At 34.1% G+C, this 13,637-nt stretch carries 16 protein-coding genes and 1 riboswitch; of the genes, 12 read left to right on the forward strand and 4 right to left on the reverse strand.

Features of this window, described 5'->3' with window-relative positions; translation table 11 throughout:
* Nucleotides 1-172 precede the first annotated feature (172 nt).
* Nucleotides 173-352: a cold-inducible protein YdjO-related protein gene (locus MHH71_RS19440; RefSeq protein ID WP_006096330.1), complete on the reverse strand. Its 180-nt coding sequence runs from the start codon at nucleotides 350-352 to the stop codon at nucleotides 173-175.
* A gap of 340 nt (nucleotides 353-692) precedes the next feature.
* Nucleotides 693-1,223, reverse strand: coding sequence for a hypoxanthine phosphoribosyltransferase (gene hpt / locus MHH71_RS19445; RefSeq protein ID WP_003201413.1), 531 nt, complete (start codon nucleotides 1,221-1,223; stop codon nucleotides 693-695).
* A gap of 187 nt (nucleotides 1,224-1,410) precedes the next feature.
* Here hpt and MHH71_RS19450 point away from each other — a divergent pair, with 187 nt between their 5' ends.
* The 9 genes from MHH71_RS19450 to MHH71_RS19490 all read left to right on the forward strand — a co-directional run bounded on the left by MHH71_RS19450 (nucleotide 1,411) and on the right by MHH71_RS19490 (nucleotide 9,008).
* Nucleotides 1,411-2,316, forward strand: coding sequence for an ABC transporter permease subunit (locus tag MHH71_RS19450; protein ID WP_006096331.1), 906 nt, complete (start codon nucleotides 1,411-1,413; stop codon nucleotides 2,314-2,316).
* Nucleotides 2,309-3,214, forward strand: a complete 906-nt coding sequence (locus MHH71_RS19455; RefSeq protein WP_018782047.1) for an ABC transporter permease subunit — start codon at nucleotides 2,309-2,311, stop codon at nucleotides 3,212-3,214. The genes MHH71_RS19450 and MHH71_RS19455 overlap by 8 nt, the downstream gene beginning before the upstream one ends.
* Before the next feature lie 194 nt (nucleotides 3,215-3,408).
* Nucleotides 3,409-3,624, forward strand: a complete 216-nt coding sequence (locus tag MHH71_RS19460) for a hypothetical protein (protein ID WP_029427337.1) — start codon at nucleotides 3,409-3,411, stop codon at nucleotides 3,622-3,624.
* Between the two features lie 187 nt (nucleotides 3,625-3,811).
* Nucleotides 3,812-4,144: a hypothetical protein gene (locus tag MHH71_RS19465; protein WP_018764625.1), complete on the forward strand. Its 333-nt coding sequence runs from the start codon at nucleotides 3,812-3,814 to the stop codon at nucleotides 4,142-4,144.
* Between the two features lie 289 nt (nucleotides 4,145-4,433).
* Nucleotides 4,434-5,039, forward strand: a complete 606-nt coding sequence (locus MHH71_RS19470; RefSeq protein ID WP_006096334.1) for an N-acetylmuramoyl-L-alanine amidase family protein — start codon at nucleotides 4,434-4,436, stop codon at nucleotides 5,037-5,039.
* A 224-nt stretch (nucleotides 5,040-5,263) separates the two neighbouring features.
* Complete coding sequence (locus MHH71_RS19475) at nucleotides 5,264-5,755, forward strand: LPXTG cell wall anchor domain-containing protein (RefSeq protein WP_006096335.1); 492 nt, start codon at nucleotides 5,264-5,266, stop codon at nucleotides 5,753-5,755.
* A gap of 93 nt (nucleotides 5,756-5,848) precedes the next feature.
* Entirely contained in the window at nucleotides 5,849-6,469 is a 621-nt protein-coding gene (locus tag MHH71_RS19480) for a class D sortase (protein ID WP_033799180.1), read from the forward strand.
* Between the two features lie 53 nt (nucleotides 6,470-6,522).
* Complete coding sequence (locus MHH71_RS19485) at nucleotides 6,523-7,212, forward strand: response regulator transcription factor (RefSeq protein WP_006096337.1); 690 nt, start codon at nucleotides 6,523-6,525, stop codon at nucleotides 7,210-7,212.
* Complete coding sequence (locus tag MHH71_RS19490) at nucleotides 7,209-9,008, forward strand: sensor histidine kinase (protein ID WP_033799181.1); 1,800 nt, start codon at nucleotides 7,209-7,211, stop codon at nucleotides 9,006-9,008. The genes MHH71_RS19485 and MHH71_RS19490 overlap by 4 nt, the downstream gene beginning before the upstream one ends.
* A 158-nt stretch (nucleotides 9,009-9,166) precedes the next feature.
* On the opposite strand, the gene thiT is transcribed toward MHH71_RS19490, so the two are convergent.
* Entirely contained in the window at nucleotides 9,167-9,835 is a 669-nt protein-coding gene (gene thiT / locus MHH71_RS19495; protein ID WP_033799182.1) for an energy-coupled thiamine transporter ThiT, read from the reverse strand.
* Between the two features lie 94 nt (nucleotides 9,836-9,929).
* Nucleotides 9,930-10,031: riboswitch (TPP riboswitch) on the reverse strand.
* Between the two features lie 360 nt (nucleotides 10,032-10,391).
* On the opposite strand from thiT, the gene MHH71_RS19500 reads away from it, so the two are divergent.
* The 3 genes from MHH71_RS19500 to MHH71_RS19510 are packed head-to-tail and all read left to right on the forward strand — an operon-like array spanning nucleotide 10,392 to nucleotide 12,788.
* A complete protein-coding gene (locus MHH71_RS19500; RefSeq protein ID WP_003208854.1) occupies nucleotides 10,392-10,619 on the forward strand; it encodes a FeoA family protein in 228 nt (75 codons plus the stop codon).
* Nucleotides 10,616-12,604 (forward strand): ferrous iron transport protein B, encoded by a 1,989-nt coding sequence (gene feoB / locus MHH71_RS19505; protein ID WP_033799183.1) that lies wholly within the window; start codon nucleotides 10,616-10,618, stop codon nucleotides 12,602-12,604. The genes MHH71_RS19500 and feoB overlap by 4 nt, the downstream gene beginning before the upstream one ends.
* A 16-nt stretch (nucleotides 12,605-12,620) precedes the next feature.
* Nucleotides 12,621-12,788 (forward strand): FeoB-associated Cys-rich membrane protein, encoded by a 168-nt coding sequence (locus MHH71_RS19510; protein WP_003201403.1) that lies wholly within the window; start codon nucleotides 12,621-12,623, stop codon nucleotides 12,786-12,788.
* 502 nt (nucleotides 12,789-13,290) lie between these two features.
* Here the strand turns inward: MHH71_RS19510 and MHH71_RS19515 are convergent.
* Entirely contained in the window at nucleotides 13,291-13,596 is a 306-nt protein-coding gene (locus MHH71_RS19515; RefSeq protein ID WP_018764617.1) for a hypothetical protein, read from the reverse strand.
* Nucleotides 13,597-13,637: the final 41 nt, after the last annotated feature.

Genomic DNA, 13,637 nt, shown 5'->3' on the forward strand with positions numbered 1-13,637 from the left:
TTCGTAGACAGTAAGGAAAAAAGCAGCTATTTTAAGTAATAGCTGCTTTTTTCAATCATTTATTTCAAATTCATAATTAGGAAGTAAACTTGCACTGTAGATAAGGAGAAAGAGGATCTTCTCTTTATTGGATTTCATAATTGAGGAATGTAGGGGAAATGGAACCTAATCTTTACAATTTTTGTAGTAGTCGTGTCCCGCTATTCATATCACCTTTACATAAAGGACATTTGGGTTCTTCTTCTAAAGAAAAGTTTTTACGCATCCATCCTAAACAATCTTCTGTTTGGCATTCCCATACAGCGATTTCTTCTGGATCTTCTACAGGCTTATTATTTCTTTTCCAATACATACAATCACTCCTCTAAAGTGAAAAATTTTTCTAAAAAAAAATAAAAAGGTTGTTAACGTTTTTTGTTAACAACCTTTTATATTTTTAATTATAATGTTTATTTTATAAAAATGCGAACTTTATAAATTACCAAAGTATAACAAGGACTCTATTATACTAATTCTGGGTTATAAATCATCGTAAAATGTCCTGGCAATAATTTAATTTGGCACGGTGTATGAAGAGAGCTCTCTCCTACCTAAAAAGAAAGGTTTTATGTTGGTTTTTTAATTTGTATTTATATAGTAGTGGATGATATGAATAAACTTCCATCAAAAATTGATGGAAGTTGTATGTGGTTTTATTTTTCTGTTACTACTGAAGCGATAAATGGTAAGTTACGATATTTTTCTGCACAGTCAATGCCATAGCCGACGATAAATTCATCTGGAATTTGGAAGCCTACATACTCGGCTGTCAAATCAACTTTACGACGCTCTGGTTTATCAAGTAATGTACAGAACTTTAATGCTTTTGGTTTATGCATAAAGAAGTGGTCTTTTAAGAAGTGAAGTGTTAAGCCAGAATCGATAATGTCTTCTACAACAATTACATTTTTGCCTGTAATGTTGACATCGATATCTTTTAACAATTTAACTTTTCCTGTTGTTTCCGTTTGGTTGCCGTAACTAGATGCAGAGATAAAGTCGATTGTTACTTCATTTTTAATGTGACGAATTAAATCAGCAGCAAAGACGAAAGAACCTTTTAGTACTGCGATCACAACGATTTCTTCTCCTTCAAAATCGCGTTCAATTTGCAGTGCTAGTTCTTTTACCTTTGTTTGTAATGCTTCTTCAGAGATTAAAGTATCTTTTATTTCAATTTTCATTAGGATCCTCCTGCGTTGTAAAACTTGTGAACATTTTGACTGTAAAGGATTGAAGGGGAAAAGTCAAAAAAGAGAAATACATATTGGCTAAAGGTTTATATTAGGAAAGCCAGAATAAAATAAAATGAAAGTTCGATTTGAAGTTTTCATGATCCGTTCATGCTAGAGAAATTGGGAGGAGAATGGAATGTTTAAAAAAATAATCTCAATAATTCTTCAACTATTTATTATGATTATGCTATTTGTAGTGATTGTAAGTCTTCCGATGTTATTTATAAATGGGAAGAAAGTTGGAATACATGTAGAGCATTTTTTTACACAATGTATACATGTTATCTCTGCACTTATACATCCAGAAGAGTTAAAGCTGAAAATGGCTACACAAGTAGCGACTGTTTCAAACAATGTACAAATATTTAAGATACAAGAAAGGGAATTTCCCTTATTTCCACTTATATTTAAGCCATATACATATTCACTCGTGCTTATACTTGGAGCGCTTATAGTTTCTATATGTTCGTCTTTTTTATGTAGTATCATTGCGGCGGTTTCACCGAGGCGTGTACAGCGAGTGATAGAAGAAGCTGTATTTTTTCTTAAAACAATTCCAGATGTCTTCCTAATTTTTTTTCTTCAACTTTTCATGGTAAGTATATATAGGTATACCGGATTTTTACCACTACATCCATTTTCTACGATGCAAAATACATCTATTGTATTACCACTTCTCATTTTAGCTATTATACCTACCATCTCTTTATTCCAATTTCAAATGCTACTTATAAATGAGGAGCAGAAGCAAGGTTATGTTATGTTTGCGAGAGCGAAAGGGTTTGGTAACATGTATATTTTGTGCAGGCATATTTTTCGCAATATGGTTGTTTCAGTTGTGAATCATATTGAATCAATATTACTAGCCTTGATAACGAGCTTATTCGTTTTTGAGTATATGTTTAACATAAGAGGTTTATTTTCGATTTTGATTAGCGGTCAAGATCTGGTGGTTATCGTTTATTTGCTGCTGTTATTTATAGTGCCTATGTATGGAGTAATAGTAGGATTGAATTGGTTAAGGAGGAAGTTGTATGCATAGCCAGCGTTATAAGTACTTCTTATTCCCGATTATTTTATTATTAATAATAAGTATTGCACTCCCATATTTTCAAGAGGAGTCTAAGGTAGTGGAATATCGATACAATGAAAAAGGAGAAATTGTTGAAGCGGCTCCTTTTTCAATTTCCCGTGCACATTGGTTTGGAACGGATCGAGAAGGAGAAGATTTATTTTATAAAGTAATAGATGGGGCTAAGTACACAATTTTAATTTCATTTTTTGTGGCAGTTGCTAGAGTAATCATTTCTTTATTGATGAGCCTGTTCATTCATAATGATAAGTGGGGAATTTTTTTCTTACAACGTGTTACTGTTAGTTTGCAATTTTTTCCGCAAACGTTATTTTGTATCTTATTTCTTACACCATTTATCATTTATGAGCTACGAACGAAACCTATTGTCACAAATATAGAAGTACTATGTATACAATTTCTTGTATTCGTTTTTGTAGCAGTGCCAGGAATGACACGATTTTTTCATAAAGAAGTTCAGCAACTTTGGAACAAGGAATATGTAAAGAGTTCTTTCTTATTAGGAGGAAGCAGATGGCATGTGTTTCGAACTCATATTATGAAAGTATTACAACCACAAATTATATTTCAAATTGGAGAGCAAATGGTGCAAGTATTATTAATTATGTTACATCTTGCTCTGTTTAAATTATTTTTAGGGGGAACGAAAATTGTTTCCGGGCAAGCTCATGATCAATTTAGTATATATGTTCCATACCTAAATGACTGGGCAAATTTAATTAGTTATTACTATGGAGAATTAATGCTAGAGCCAAGAATTATTATAATCCCAGTTATGTTTTATATGATTCTTTTATATTGTATGACGAAAGTAGTGAACGGATATAAACATAATAGAATAGAGTAAGCAGAAGATTTATATAGAGTATTATTTTTCGTCCAACGTGGTTAGAGAGTAGAGGTGAGGAAATAAAAAAGAATTTGATTTATCTTAGAGGAATTCCTTTATTTGTATAATAGCATTCTTTTTACAAAAATCCCCACAAAATAATCTGATGATATACTGATCATATTGAGAAAGCGCTTCTATGGAGGGTGATAATCATGAAAAAGAAACAGTACACAAGTGTTACATTTATAAAAGCATTACTTTTAACAATTGTTCTTGGTATGTTGGCTTACTTAATTGATGTTCCTGCTATTCGCATTCCACTCATTGGGATGACTTTAGTTCTTGGAGCAATTTCTCATGGAATGATGTTGCAACTGTATGAAGCTGGATTAGATGATATGAAAAAATATATAGATGAAAAATGATTAAAAACCCTCCATTCGTTTAGATGAAGGTTTTTTTCATTTCTTACAAAAATGTAAGGTGATTTGTAAGAAAAATCGATAGTTGAGTAGTCGTCTTTTGGATAAACTTATAGATGTAAGGTAAAAGGCAAGCACATTTTAGGTAAAATAAGCTTTAGGCACTATATGTGAAAAGGAGTAGGAGGGAATGGAGAAACGTTGGACGACCCTTGCTTTGTTATCAACTAGTAATAAGATGGTACTAGATGAAGAGATGTGCCTTTTGCACTTGTTTGATCGGGAAAACGATCATTCTTCTTCACAGTTTACAATGAAGTGGTGTAAATGGAGCGAAAGTTGTAAGTTTGAAGAAGAGACCCCTAATGAAGAGCAAAGGATCATTCTCACAAACCCGATAGAGGCATGGGCCTTCCAACGTCGTAAGTGTAACGTCAAAAATCACTTAAAGAAAACTGAGCCGAGACAATTAGTTATCACTCCAGCCCCTTTTATTCTAAACTCACGCGAAAGTAACAATTAGACACTGAGACACAGAAAAAGCATTGTAGAGGGAATCTACAATGCTTTTTTATCCCGTATAAATTTCCATTTATACGGGATAAAAAAGGAATTTAGTAAAAGAGAAACATCTATATTAATTGTAAGGATGTAACGGTGAAATGTTACTATTAAAATATAAAAGTAACAAAAATGATAAAAATATTACATTTGTATTACAAAATAGTTGTTTATCCCTATAATTCGTAATATAATTTACTTGTAGGGTATAGAAACTAAAAAATAATTTATTATTTGGGAGACTGGGAAAAATGAAAAAAATTATTTTGCTAGTTTTAATGTCTGTAATGTTTTTAGTACCTGCCGTTTCTCATGCAGAAACAAGTGGAAATGTAAATCAGGCTGTCCCGAAAGAAGAACAAGCTATACAAAAAATGGGATGGGTAAAAGATGGAGATTCATGGTATTACTTTGATAAAGATGGAAAAGCTCATGAAGGATGGTTAAGTTATAACGGAAATTGGTATTACTTTATAGATAGAATCATGGTGCAAAAAGATTATGTTAGGGTAAATGGAAGAGATTATTATTTAGGTAATGATGGTGTTATGCAGACTGGTTGGATAGCAGATGGTGAAGATCGCTGGTTATATGCAAACCAAGATGGATCATTCAAAACAGGTTGGGTGAAGGAAGGAAATAAGTGGTATTATATTCATCGTGGATTAATGGCAACTGGATGGGTAAGAAATGATACAGGTTGGTATTATATGAATCCGAATGGTACGATGAAAACAGGTTGGTTACAAGAATCTGGGAACTGGTATTATTTAAAATCTGACGGTGCAATGGCAACAGGCAAACACTTAATTAATGGTACTTGGTATTCATTTAAAGATAACGGTGTTATGCTCTAGATATTTAAAAAAAGAGGCTGTCGAAAGTAGTTGAATTAGCTACTTTCGACAGCCTTTTTTTATTCCGTAAATAGAGAGGTGTGCATAGGGAATTTTGCTTTCTTGAAGGTAATTGAATCTTTAAGAAAAATCCATTTCATCTGCATCTCATATTTACATAACAGATATATTCTATAAATACATCCGATGCGATGTGAAAAAAGTATACTAAGGAGAGATATAAAATGAAAAAGAAACTTTTACCAATCTGTGCGATGGCACTTTTATCAGTAGGATATTCTTCGGTAGCAAGTGCGTCTACTGGGACAATGACAAAGGAAGAAGTAGCACAAGTACAGCAAGATACAACGAAAAAAGAAGCAGCAATGCAGGAACAACAAAAACAAGATAAGATGAAAAAAGAAGCGGCAGTGCAAGAGCAACAAAAACAAGATCAAATGAAAAAAGAAGCGGTAGTGCAAGAGCAACAAAAACAAGATCAAATGAAAAAAGAAGCAGCAATGCAGGAACAGCAAAAACAAGATAAGATGAAAAAAGAAGGAATTCAAGAGCAACAAAAACAAGATAAGATGAAAAAAGAAGCAGCAGTGCAAGCTACAAAAGGTGAAAAACTACCAAATACAGCATCAAATAGCATAACAATGATGACGTTAAGCGCGTGCCTTGTAGCATTAGGATCATTGTTTGGATTTACGCGCCGTAAAATTAAAGCGTAAAACAAAATATAAATTAGTCTATAAAGAATGGGATAATTTCATATATTAAAAATGGTAGGATATCCCTACCATTTTTTGCATGGAGGGATTAAAGTGAGACTTATAAATCGTATTGGATTTGCTTTCATGATAGTCGGTATTCTTATGGGGACGTATTATTTTTTTGAATGGTATAAAGGAAAAAGTTCCGCACAAGATTTAACGACAGAAGAGATAAAGCATTTTGAAAAAATAGAATTAAAAGGGCATTCCACTGAAACATCTGTGAATTCTCAAGTACCTTCTTCTCAAATGCAATATAAAGAAGGAGAGAAAGTAGCGATGTTAAATATCCCAAAAATAAAGAAGAAGTTCTCTATATATTGGGGGGCAAGTGATACCACATTGAAAAAAGGGGTAGGTATGTTTGTTAGTGATATGACAACAGCTCCATCTGAAGGAGGACACACTGTACTGAGTGGACATCGCGATACTGTATTTACAGAGCTAGGAGAGCTTAAAGAAAAAGATAACCTCATTGTGGAATACGATAATAAGATTTATACTTATGAAATTCAAAAAATGTGGATTACACATGCGGATGATCGCACAGTCATAGTAAAGAAAGAAGAACCAACATTAACGCTGACGACGTGCTATCCATTTGATTATATAGGTGATGCACCAGATCGATATATTATTGAAGCGAAATTGATTTCTACTGATTCAAAATGAGAGTATAGTACTCTGTCTTTAGCTATTTAGAATGAGAGAAGGGGGAAGGGAATATGACAAAAACAATTTTAATTGTTGAGGATGAAGATATTTTACGCGAAATATTGAAAGATTATTTTCTAAATGAACAATATAAAGTACTTGAGGCAAGAGATGGGAAAGAAGCTTTATCCTTGTTTGAAGAAGAAGAGGTTCATTTAGTTATTCTTGATATCATGTTACCGGAATTGGATGGTTGGTCTGTTTGCCGAAGAATCCGTAAAACGTCTCAAGTGCCGATTATTATGCTCACGGCACGTGTGGATGAAGACGATACGTTACTTGGATTTGAGTTAGGAGCGGATGATTATGTAACGAAGCCATATAGTCCGCCTATTTTACTAGCGAGGGCAAAGCGATTACTTGAAAGTCGAATACTTACAAGTAAATCTCCAAGTAATGAAGATGATACGCTATCTATTCATGGAATTTGTGTTCATTTCCCATCACGTATCGTTACGATAGAGGGAGTGGACATTAATTTAACACATACAGAGTTTGAGATATTGACCTATTTTATGCAGAATCAATGGATTGTTTTGACAAGAGAGCAATTGATTTCAAGAATTTGGGGATATGAATTTGCTGGTGATGACCGGACAGTGAATAGTCATATCCGTAATTTACGAAATAAATTAGGAGATAAAGCAAAGTACATTACGACTGTTGTTCGGATGGGGTATAAATTTGAGGGGAATGTATGAGAAAAGGGATTGTACTCAAATTATTTATTCTTACAACAGCACTATGCATGTTGATTTTAGCGACGATTTTTATTGGACAAACGATATTTTTCAAACAATATTATGCCAACAGAAAAGTAAATGATATTCAAACAAATATAAGCTCCTTTGAGAGAGAGTATTTGAATAGTGATGGTAACACAGAAGCAATTCAGAAACTGGAACAAGATTTTTATAGAGAAAATAATACATGGATTACAGCATTAGATAGTGATGGAAATTTAAAACATGCGACTGATTTTTATTTAGAAGTAAAGCTGGATCGGCTATCGCAGAAGGAACTTGGAAAAACAAACCTTACAATCCCTCTCTATTATCTTATGGGGATAGAAGAGATTGAAAATGAAAAAATGCCGTATTTTTCAGGGTTGCAAATTTCAGTTTATGGGATGGTTAGAGATTCTACAGTTGTTCCTGCTGTATTAAATTTAAGTAAGGGTATAAATTGGTCCAACAAGCCATTAGATAAGAAAATAAATGAAATAGCTCCTAAGGTGAAAGAGGAAAAGAAAAGTGCTGCTCAAGTTCCTAGTACTGGTTTTGGGGGAACTGTTACAAAAGTGCAACTACCTGATAGTAAAGGGATAGTGAATCCACTTTATAAAAACACTTTGTTCTTGGAGAGTATAAAAGAATTTCAAGCGGACTTACTGTTAAATGAAAATAAAGATAACAATGATGCCTTAAGAATAAATGACTATGAAAAAAATGATATAAAATATAAATTATTAATCAAACCGATAAAGGAAAAGGATGGCTCTTTAACATATATATTCGCGATGGCGTCCTTGCAGCCCGTAGATGAAGCAGTGCAAATGGTAAAGGATTATTATGTATATATTATTGCATTTGTGCTAGTACTTACCTTGTTGGCATCTTTTTATTACTCAAAACAAATTGCAAAACCGCTATTACGAATTAATGATACAACGAAAAAAATTGCACATTTAGATTTTTCGGAAAGAATCCCAATTACTTCAAAAGATGAGATTGGCGATTTATCTAACAACATTAATATATTATCAAATACATTGCACACACATATTGAACAATTAGAACAAGATATTGAAAAAGAAAGAAAGCTAGAAAATACGAGAAAAGAATTTATTTCAGGTGTCTCACATGAATTGAAAACACCACTAAGTATTATGAAAAGCTGTATTTCGATTCTAAAAGATGGGGTAGCCGAACATAAGAAAGAATATTATTTTCAGGCAATGGAAAAAGAAGTGGATAAGATGGATATGTTAATTTTGGACATGCTGGAGTTAGCTAAATTTGAATCTGGCACGTATAAAATGCAGATGGATACTTTTCATATTGATGAGGTCATTGAGCATATATGTGGACAACTATCATTAGAAATAGAGAAGAAACAACTTCATATTCACAAACACATATCTCCAGCTCAAGTTGTTGCAAATCAACATCGCATTGAGCAAGTAATTGTCAATTTCATTACGAATGCAATCCGTTATACACCTGAAAAAGAGGATATTATTATTTCTACAATAGATGAGCTAAATCAAATAAAGATTTGTATAGAAAATAAAGGCACTCATATTGAAGAAGAACAATTAGATAAAATATGGGACCGTTTTTACCGTATAGATACAGCTCGTCAACGTTCAAACGGTGGAACGGGACTCGGACTTGCTATTTCCAAAAATATTTTGGAACTTCATGGCGTAGAGTATGGTGTAAATAATACAGCAGATGGTGTGTTGTTTTACTTCTATTTAAATAAAAAAGTGTAGTAGGATTTGTCTAAATACACAGAATGAAAAAGGTCTTTCTCAGTAGAGAAAGGCCTTTTGGTTTTTATCCCGTATTAACGGGCAGTAAGACCCCCACCTTCACTTCGTTTAGAGGAGGGGATCTTCTCGGTTAAAATGATAAAAAATAAGACTGCCATTTAGGCACTCTTATTTTTAAAATTTATATTATGCGCACCAATACTTTTAAATAAGCGTGGTGAAGTTGAAAACAGGAGTAGTAGTAATACTGTGCATAATGCAAATGAACCGAGCATTGTACTACCATTCACGATCAATGAATAAAGAACAGCTGACTGTCCTGGTGGTGCGTACTTCCCAAAGAAGATAACACCAGCAATAAAGTGACAGAAATAACGGGCAAAGCTACCAACAAATGTAGCAAGGATAATATAAAAAAGCGCCTTTTTCCCTTGCCCGCTTTTTGATGAAGGTTTATCTTTGCGGCTACCAATGTCGGATTGTACGTTAGATGTATGTTGGTTGTTCGCAAGTGCCTTTTGAATTGGACGATAGAATAAACCAGCAAAACCGATAAAAGCAAATGCAACGAAGTACTCAATAAACGCTTGAACTGGCGTTAAAATGTAAACATCGCCGACTACAATTTGTAGTAGACCCCAAATGAGTCCTCCTAAGAAAGCAGTTTTAAAGCCCCAGCGGTAAGCGATAATAAAAATAGGAATCATTGCAAATGAAACAGAACCGCCTGTTGGAAGTTTAATTGATAGTGGTAAAATGTCGATGATCAAGGCGAAGGCTGCAAGGATTGCAGATTCAATCATCGCTTGTAAATTGGTGTTACGCATGTTGTTAATCCCCCTAAATCCAAGTTGCACAAAAAAGAATACTTATCATAGGGAGATATGAAATACGTAAGTAGAAAAAGAATGAGGTATTTCAAGTTCAACGTTTGCACAATTCCTACGTTAGCATTAACTAACAGGTTCTAAGGGTCGGAACGAAGTGTTCCCTCTCAGCAGCAAAGCTCCCCCTGTGATAACGAGATTCTTTATTTGTTAGGTTTATTGTAATTGAAATGGATGAGAATGGCAAATGAATATATAAATACAAATTGAAACGGCATAAAAACCTTCTTTCTAGGTGGAAGAGAGGATTCGGCCATGGATAGAAGCGGTCAGACCCTCTTCCTGCTCCACGCCAAGTGAAAGCAAAAGGAGAAAACGAGTGGAGATCTCCTTTTGTTTTCATAGCAGCGACTTATATGCCAGCAAATCAACATGGATATATATAATTCTCCCGAAATGTTAATAAATAGGAAGAAAAAATATATAGTACTTGATTCATAGAATGTGATATAATTTTCTTGAAAATAATTATCATTCTCTTTCGAGGGGGAAGATTATGAGCTTAGTTGATATTAAAATAGGTGAAAAAGTATTAGTTAAAAATTTACAAACGTTAGATAAATTATTAAAGCGGAGATTAGCTGCTTTTGGTCTTTCAGAAGGAAGTGAACTTCGTATGAAACAAAAAGCGATGTTTAAAGGGCCGTGTACATTAGAGTGCCGTGGACAATTAATTAGTATTCGTCATTGTGACGCGAAAATGATAAAGGTGGAATTAGCGTGAATAAGGTTGCATTGCTAGGGAACCCGAATACAGGGAAAACATCATTATTTAATGCGCTGACGGGTTCGTATGAATATGTAGGAAACTGGAGCGGAGTAACAGTAGAAAAGAAGGTTGGTAAGTTAAAGGGGAAGCAAGGGACATTAATTGATTTACCAGGTATATATGATTTAAATCCTGTTTCTCGTGATGAAGGTGTCGTTACAAAGTTTCTACTAACAGAAGAATTTCATCATATGCTAAATATTGTTGACTCTTCTCAATTTGAGCGCAATATGCATTTAACATTGCAACTACTAGAGTTTGGTAAACCAGTTTCTATCGGTTTAAATATGATTGATGTTGCGAAGCAACGCGGAATTGTTATTAATGCGAACAGATTGTCAGAAGTATTAGGAGTAACGGTCGTTCCTGTTGTTGCGAGAAGTGGTAAAGGTTGTGAAGAATTACTGGCTACTCTTCATGAGAACGAGAAGAAAGAGAAAAAGTCTTTCATTCTTTCTTATGGTAAAGAAGTAGATGCAGGTATTGAAGAAATCATGGATCTTTTAACTCAAGCAAATTATGAGCATCCTAGATGGCTTACACTTCAATTTTTAAGTAATAACGAAGTAGTAGAACAAGAAGTTAAAAGATTGCCTGTTTATGAAAAGCTTGTAGCAATTCGTTCTAAATTAGAAGCGAAACTTGATAGTACGCTAGAACAGCATATTTACCGGACACGTGCAGCGTATATTGAAAAGTTAAAAACAAATGTCATTCAGCATGAAAAGGAAGGAAAGATTCCCTTTTCAGAAAAAATTGATAAGTTAATTACACATAAAATTTTAGGACTTCCAATCTTTTTAGCAGTTATGTTTTTTATTTTTCAGGTTACGTTTACGTGGATCGGTACGCCTTTATCAGATATGCTTGATGAATTTCTTGGTGGGCAGTTTACGGATTGGGTAACGGCAGGTTTAACAAACATTGGTGCCTCTGAGTTTATTCAAGCGCTCGTTACAGAGGGGATTATTGCCGGCGTTGGTGCGGTATTAGTATTCGTTCCACAAATTTTTGCATTGTTCTTCTTTATTTCGTTATTAGAAGACTCAGGGTATATGGCCCGCATTGCAGTTGTAATGGACCGTATTATGGAATTCTTTGGTTTAAACGGAAAAGCATTTATTCCTATGATTATCGGTTTTGGTTGTAACGTTCCTGGGATTATGGCAGCGAGAACGATTGAGCAGGAAAAAGAAAGATTACTTACCGTTTTAGTAACACCATTTATGTCTTGTTCAGCGCGTTTACCTGTATATGCATTATTTGCGGGAGTCTTTTTCCCGAATAGTCAAGCGACTGTTGTGTTCTCTTTATACATTGCAGGTATTGTACTTGCTTTACTCGTTACAAAAGTAATGTCTCTTACTGTTTTAAAAGAAGAAAAATCTATTTTCGTTATTGAGCTTCCGCCTTATCGTGTACCACAAGCAAAAACATTGTGGCTTAGTACGTGGGAAAAAGGAAAAGGTTTCGTACGTAAAGCTGGTACATTTATCTTTGGGGGATCTGTTGTTATCTGGTTACTTAACTATGCTGGTCCATCTGGATTTGGCGTAGATATGGGGGATAGTTTCTTAGCAATGATTGGTGGGTTCGTGGCACCAATTTTAGCACCGCTCGGTTTTGGAACGTGGCAAGCAGCGGCATCATTATTAACAGGATTTTTAGCAAAAGAAGTTGTTGTTTCTACAATGGCCATTATTTATGCGGTGAAAGAAGATGTATTAGGAAATGTAATGGGAGCGCACTATACTGCATTATCAGCATATGCGTTTATGTTCTTCATTTTATTATATGTTCCATGTTTGGCGACAGTAGCTGTTATTCGTCGTGAAACAGGATCTGTCAAGTGGACAATTTTCTCTGTTGTTTATCCACTTATAGTGGCTTATGTATTAACATTCGTTATATACCAAGTCGGATCCTTACTCGGATTCTAGAAGGAGATGTATCATAATGATGGTCAATATTGTAATTGGAGCTATCATTTTTGGTTATGCAGGATATACATTATTCAATTTCGTGAAGAGAAGTAAAAAAGGGAAATGCGCAGCATGTTCCTTAAATAAATCATGTCAGTCAAATAGTTGTAGTCCTGATATGGAGCAAGTCGTTAATAAGTAGAAAAAAGCTTTGCGGATTTCGCAAAGCTTTTTTTATCCCGCATTAACGGACAGTAACACTCCCACCTCAAAATTCAGCGAAAGCAAAGAAGTTAGGTGGGAGATGAACTGTCCGTAAAAGCCCGATTGGTGAGGGCTAATAATCAGTGGGGGATGGAGAAAACCCCCACTGACTAAAGTTTCACTTTATGATTTGCTATTTAATTTTCACAAGTTGTGATGCGTCTAACCCGATTCCTACTAATTTTTTCATTTTTCCTGTCTCCTTTTTATATAATAGTAAATACAAATGTATTGTTTTTAAAATTTAGAGAAGCAAAAGTGTTTTTGGTTTTAACCTCGACTTCTGATTTCATTTTATAAGAATAACGCCCTTCTACCTATCGAATTAGCTTACAGTAACATTACAATGATGTAATTTAGTGAAAAGAGTTAAAAATGTGAGAAATGGCAACTAAAAACATAACCTTTTTTGATTAGATGTTATTTGTATTACGAACGTTTTATTTAATAAACTCCGAAATTCCTTTTAACAGGAAAAGAATACTTACTACCCAAGTGATTCCTGATAAGGCTAATTGAAGTGAATTTTCTTCTGATGCCATATTGTAGTTAGAAAAGTTAGGTCCAATTAGGAGGGTTATCAGGAGGAATAAGCTTAAAGAAAGGGTTAAGAAGTGTGCAATAAACCAGATGATATTTTTTTCTTTGTACTTAATGAACCAATATATTAGAAGTATTAAAGAAACAATAACTACAAGATAGGAACCTGTAACTAAATACTCTCTAACCTCTTGTTCCATCGGCATATACATATCACCCATTTCATCTAAGCATCTATATCTATTTT

The organism is Bacillus sp. FSL H8-0534 (genome assembly GCF_038005885.1).
In the GTDB taxonomy this organism is placed as follows: Bacteria; Bacillota; Bacilli; order Bacillales; family Bacillaceae_G; genus Bacillus_A; species Bacillus_A pseudomycoides.

Coding starts and splice junctions, on each gene's coding strand:
- MHH71_RS19440 (WP_006096330.1), bottom strand. CDS start 352: ATGTATTGGAAAAGAAATAATAAGCCTGTAGAAGATCCAGAAGAAATC.
- hpt (WP_003201413.1), bottom strand. CDS start 1,223: ATGAAAATTGAAATAAAAGATACTTTAATCTCTGAAGAAGCATTACAA.
- MHH71_RS19450 (WP_006096331.1), top strand. CDS start 1,411: ATGTTTAAAAAAATAATCTCAATAATTCTTCAACTATTTATTATGATT.
- MHH71_RS19455 (WP_018782047.1), top strand. CDS start 2,309: ATGCATAGCCAGCGTTATAAGTACTTCTTATTCCCGATTATTTTATTA.
- MHH71_RS19465 (WP_018764625.1), top strand. CDS start 3,812: ATGGAGAAACGTTGGACGACCCTTGCTTTGTTATCAACTAGTAATAAG.
- MHH71_RS19470 (WP_006096334.1), top strand. CDS start 4,434: ATGAAAAAAATTATTTTGCTAGTTTTAATGTCTGTAATGTTTTTAGTA.
- MHH71_RS19475 (WP_006096335.1), top strand. CDS start 5,264: ATGAAAAAGAAACTTTTACCAATCTGTGCGATGGCACTTTTATCAGTA.
- MHH71_RS19485 (WP_006096337.1), top strand. CDS start 6,523: ATGACAAAAACAATTTTAATTGTTGAGGATGAAGATATTTTACGCGAA.
- MHH71_RS19490 (WP_033799181.1), top strand. CDS start 7,209: ATGAGAAAAGGGATTGTACTCAAATTATTTATTCTTACAACAGCACTA.
- thiT (WP_033799182.1), bottom strand. CDS start 9,835: ATGCGTAACACCAATTTACAAGCGATGATTGAATCTGCAATCCTTGCA.
- MHH71_RS19500 (WP_003208854.1), top strand. CDS start 10,392: ATGAGCTTAGTTGATATTAAAATAGGTGAAAAAGTATTAGTTAAAAAT.
- MHH71_RS19510 (WP_003201403.1), top strand. CDS start 12,621: ATGATGGTCAATATTGTAATTGGAGCTATCATTTTTGGTTATGCAGGA.
- MHH71_RS19515 (WP_018764617.1), bottom strand. CDS start 13,596: ATGCCGATGGAACAAGAGGTTAGAGAGTATTTAGTTACAGGTTCCTAT.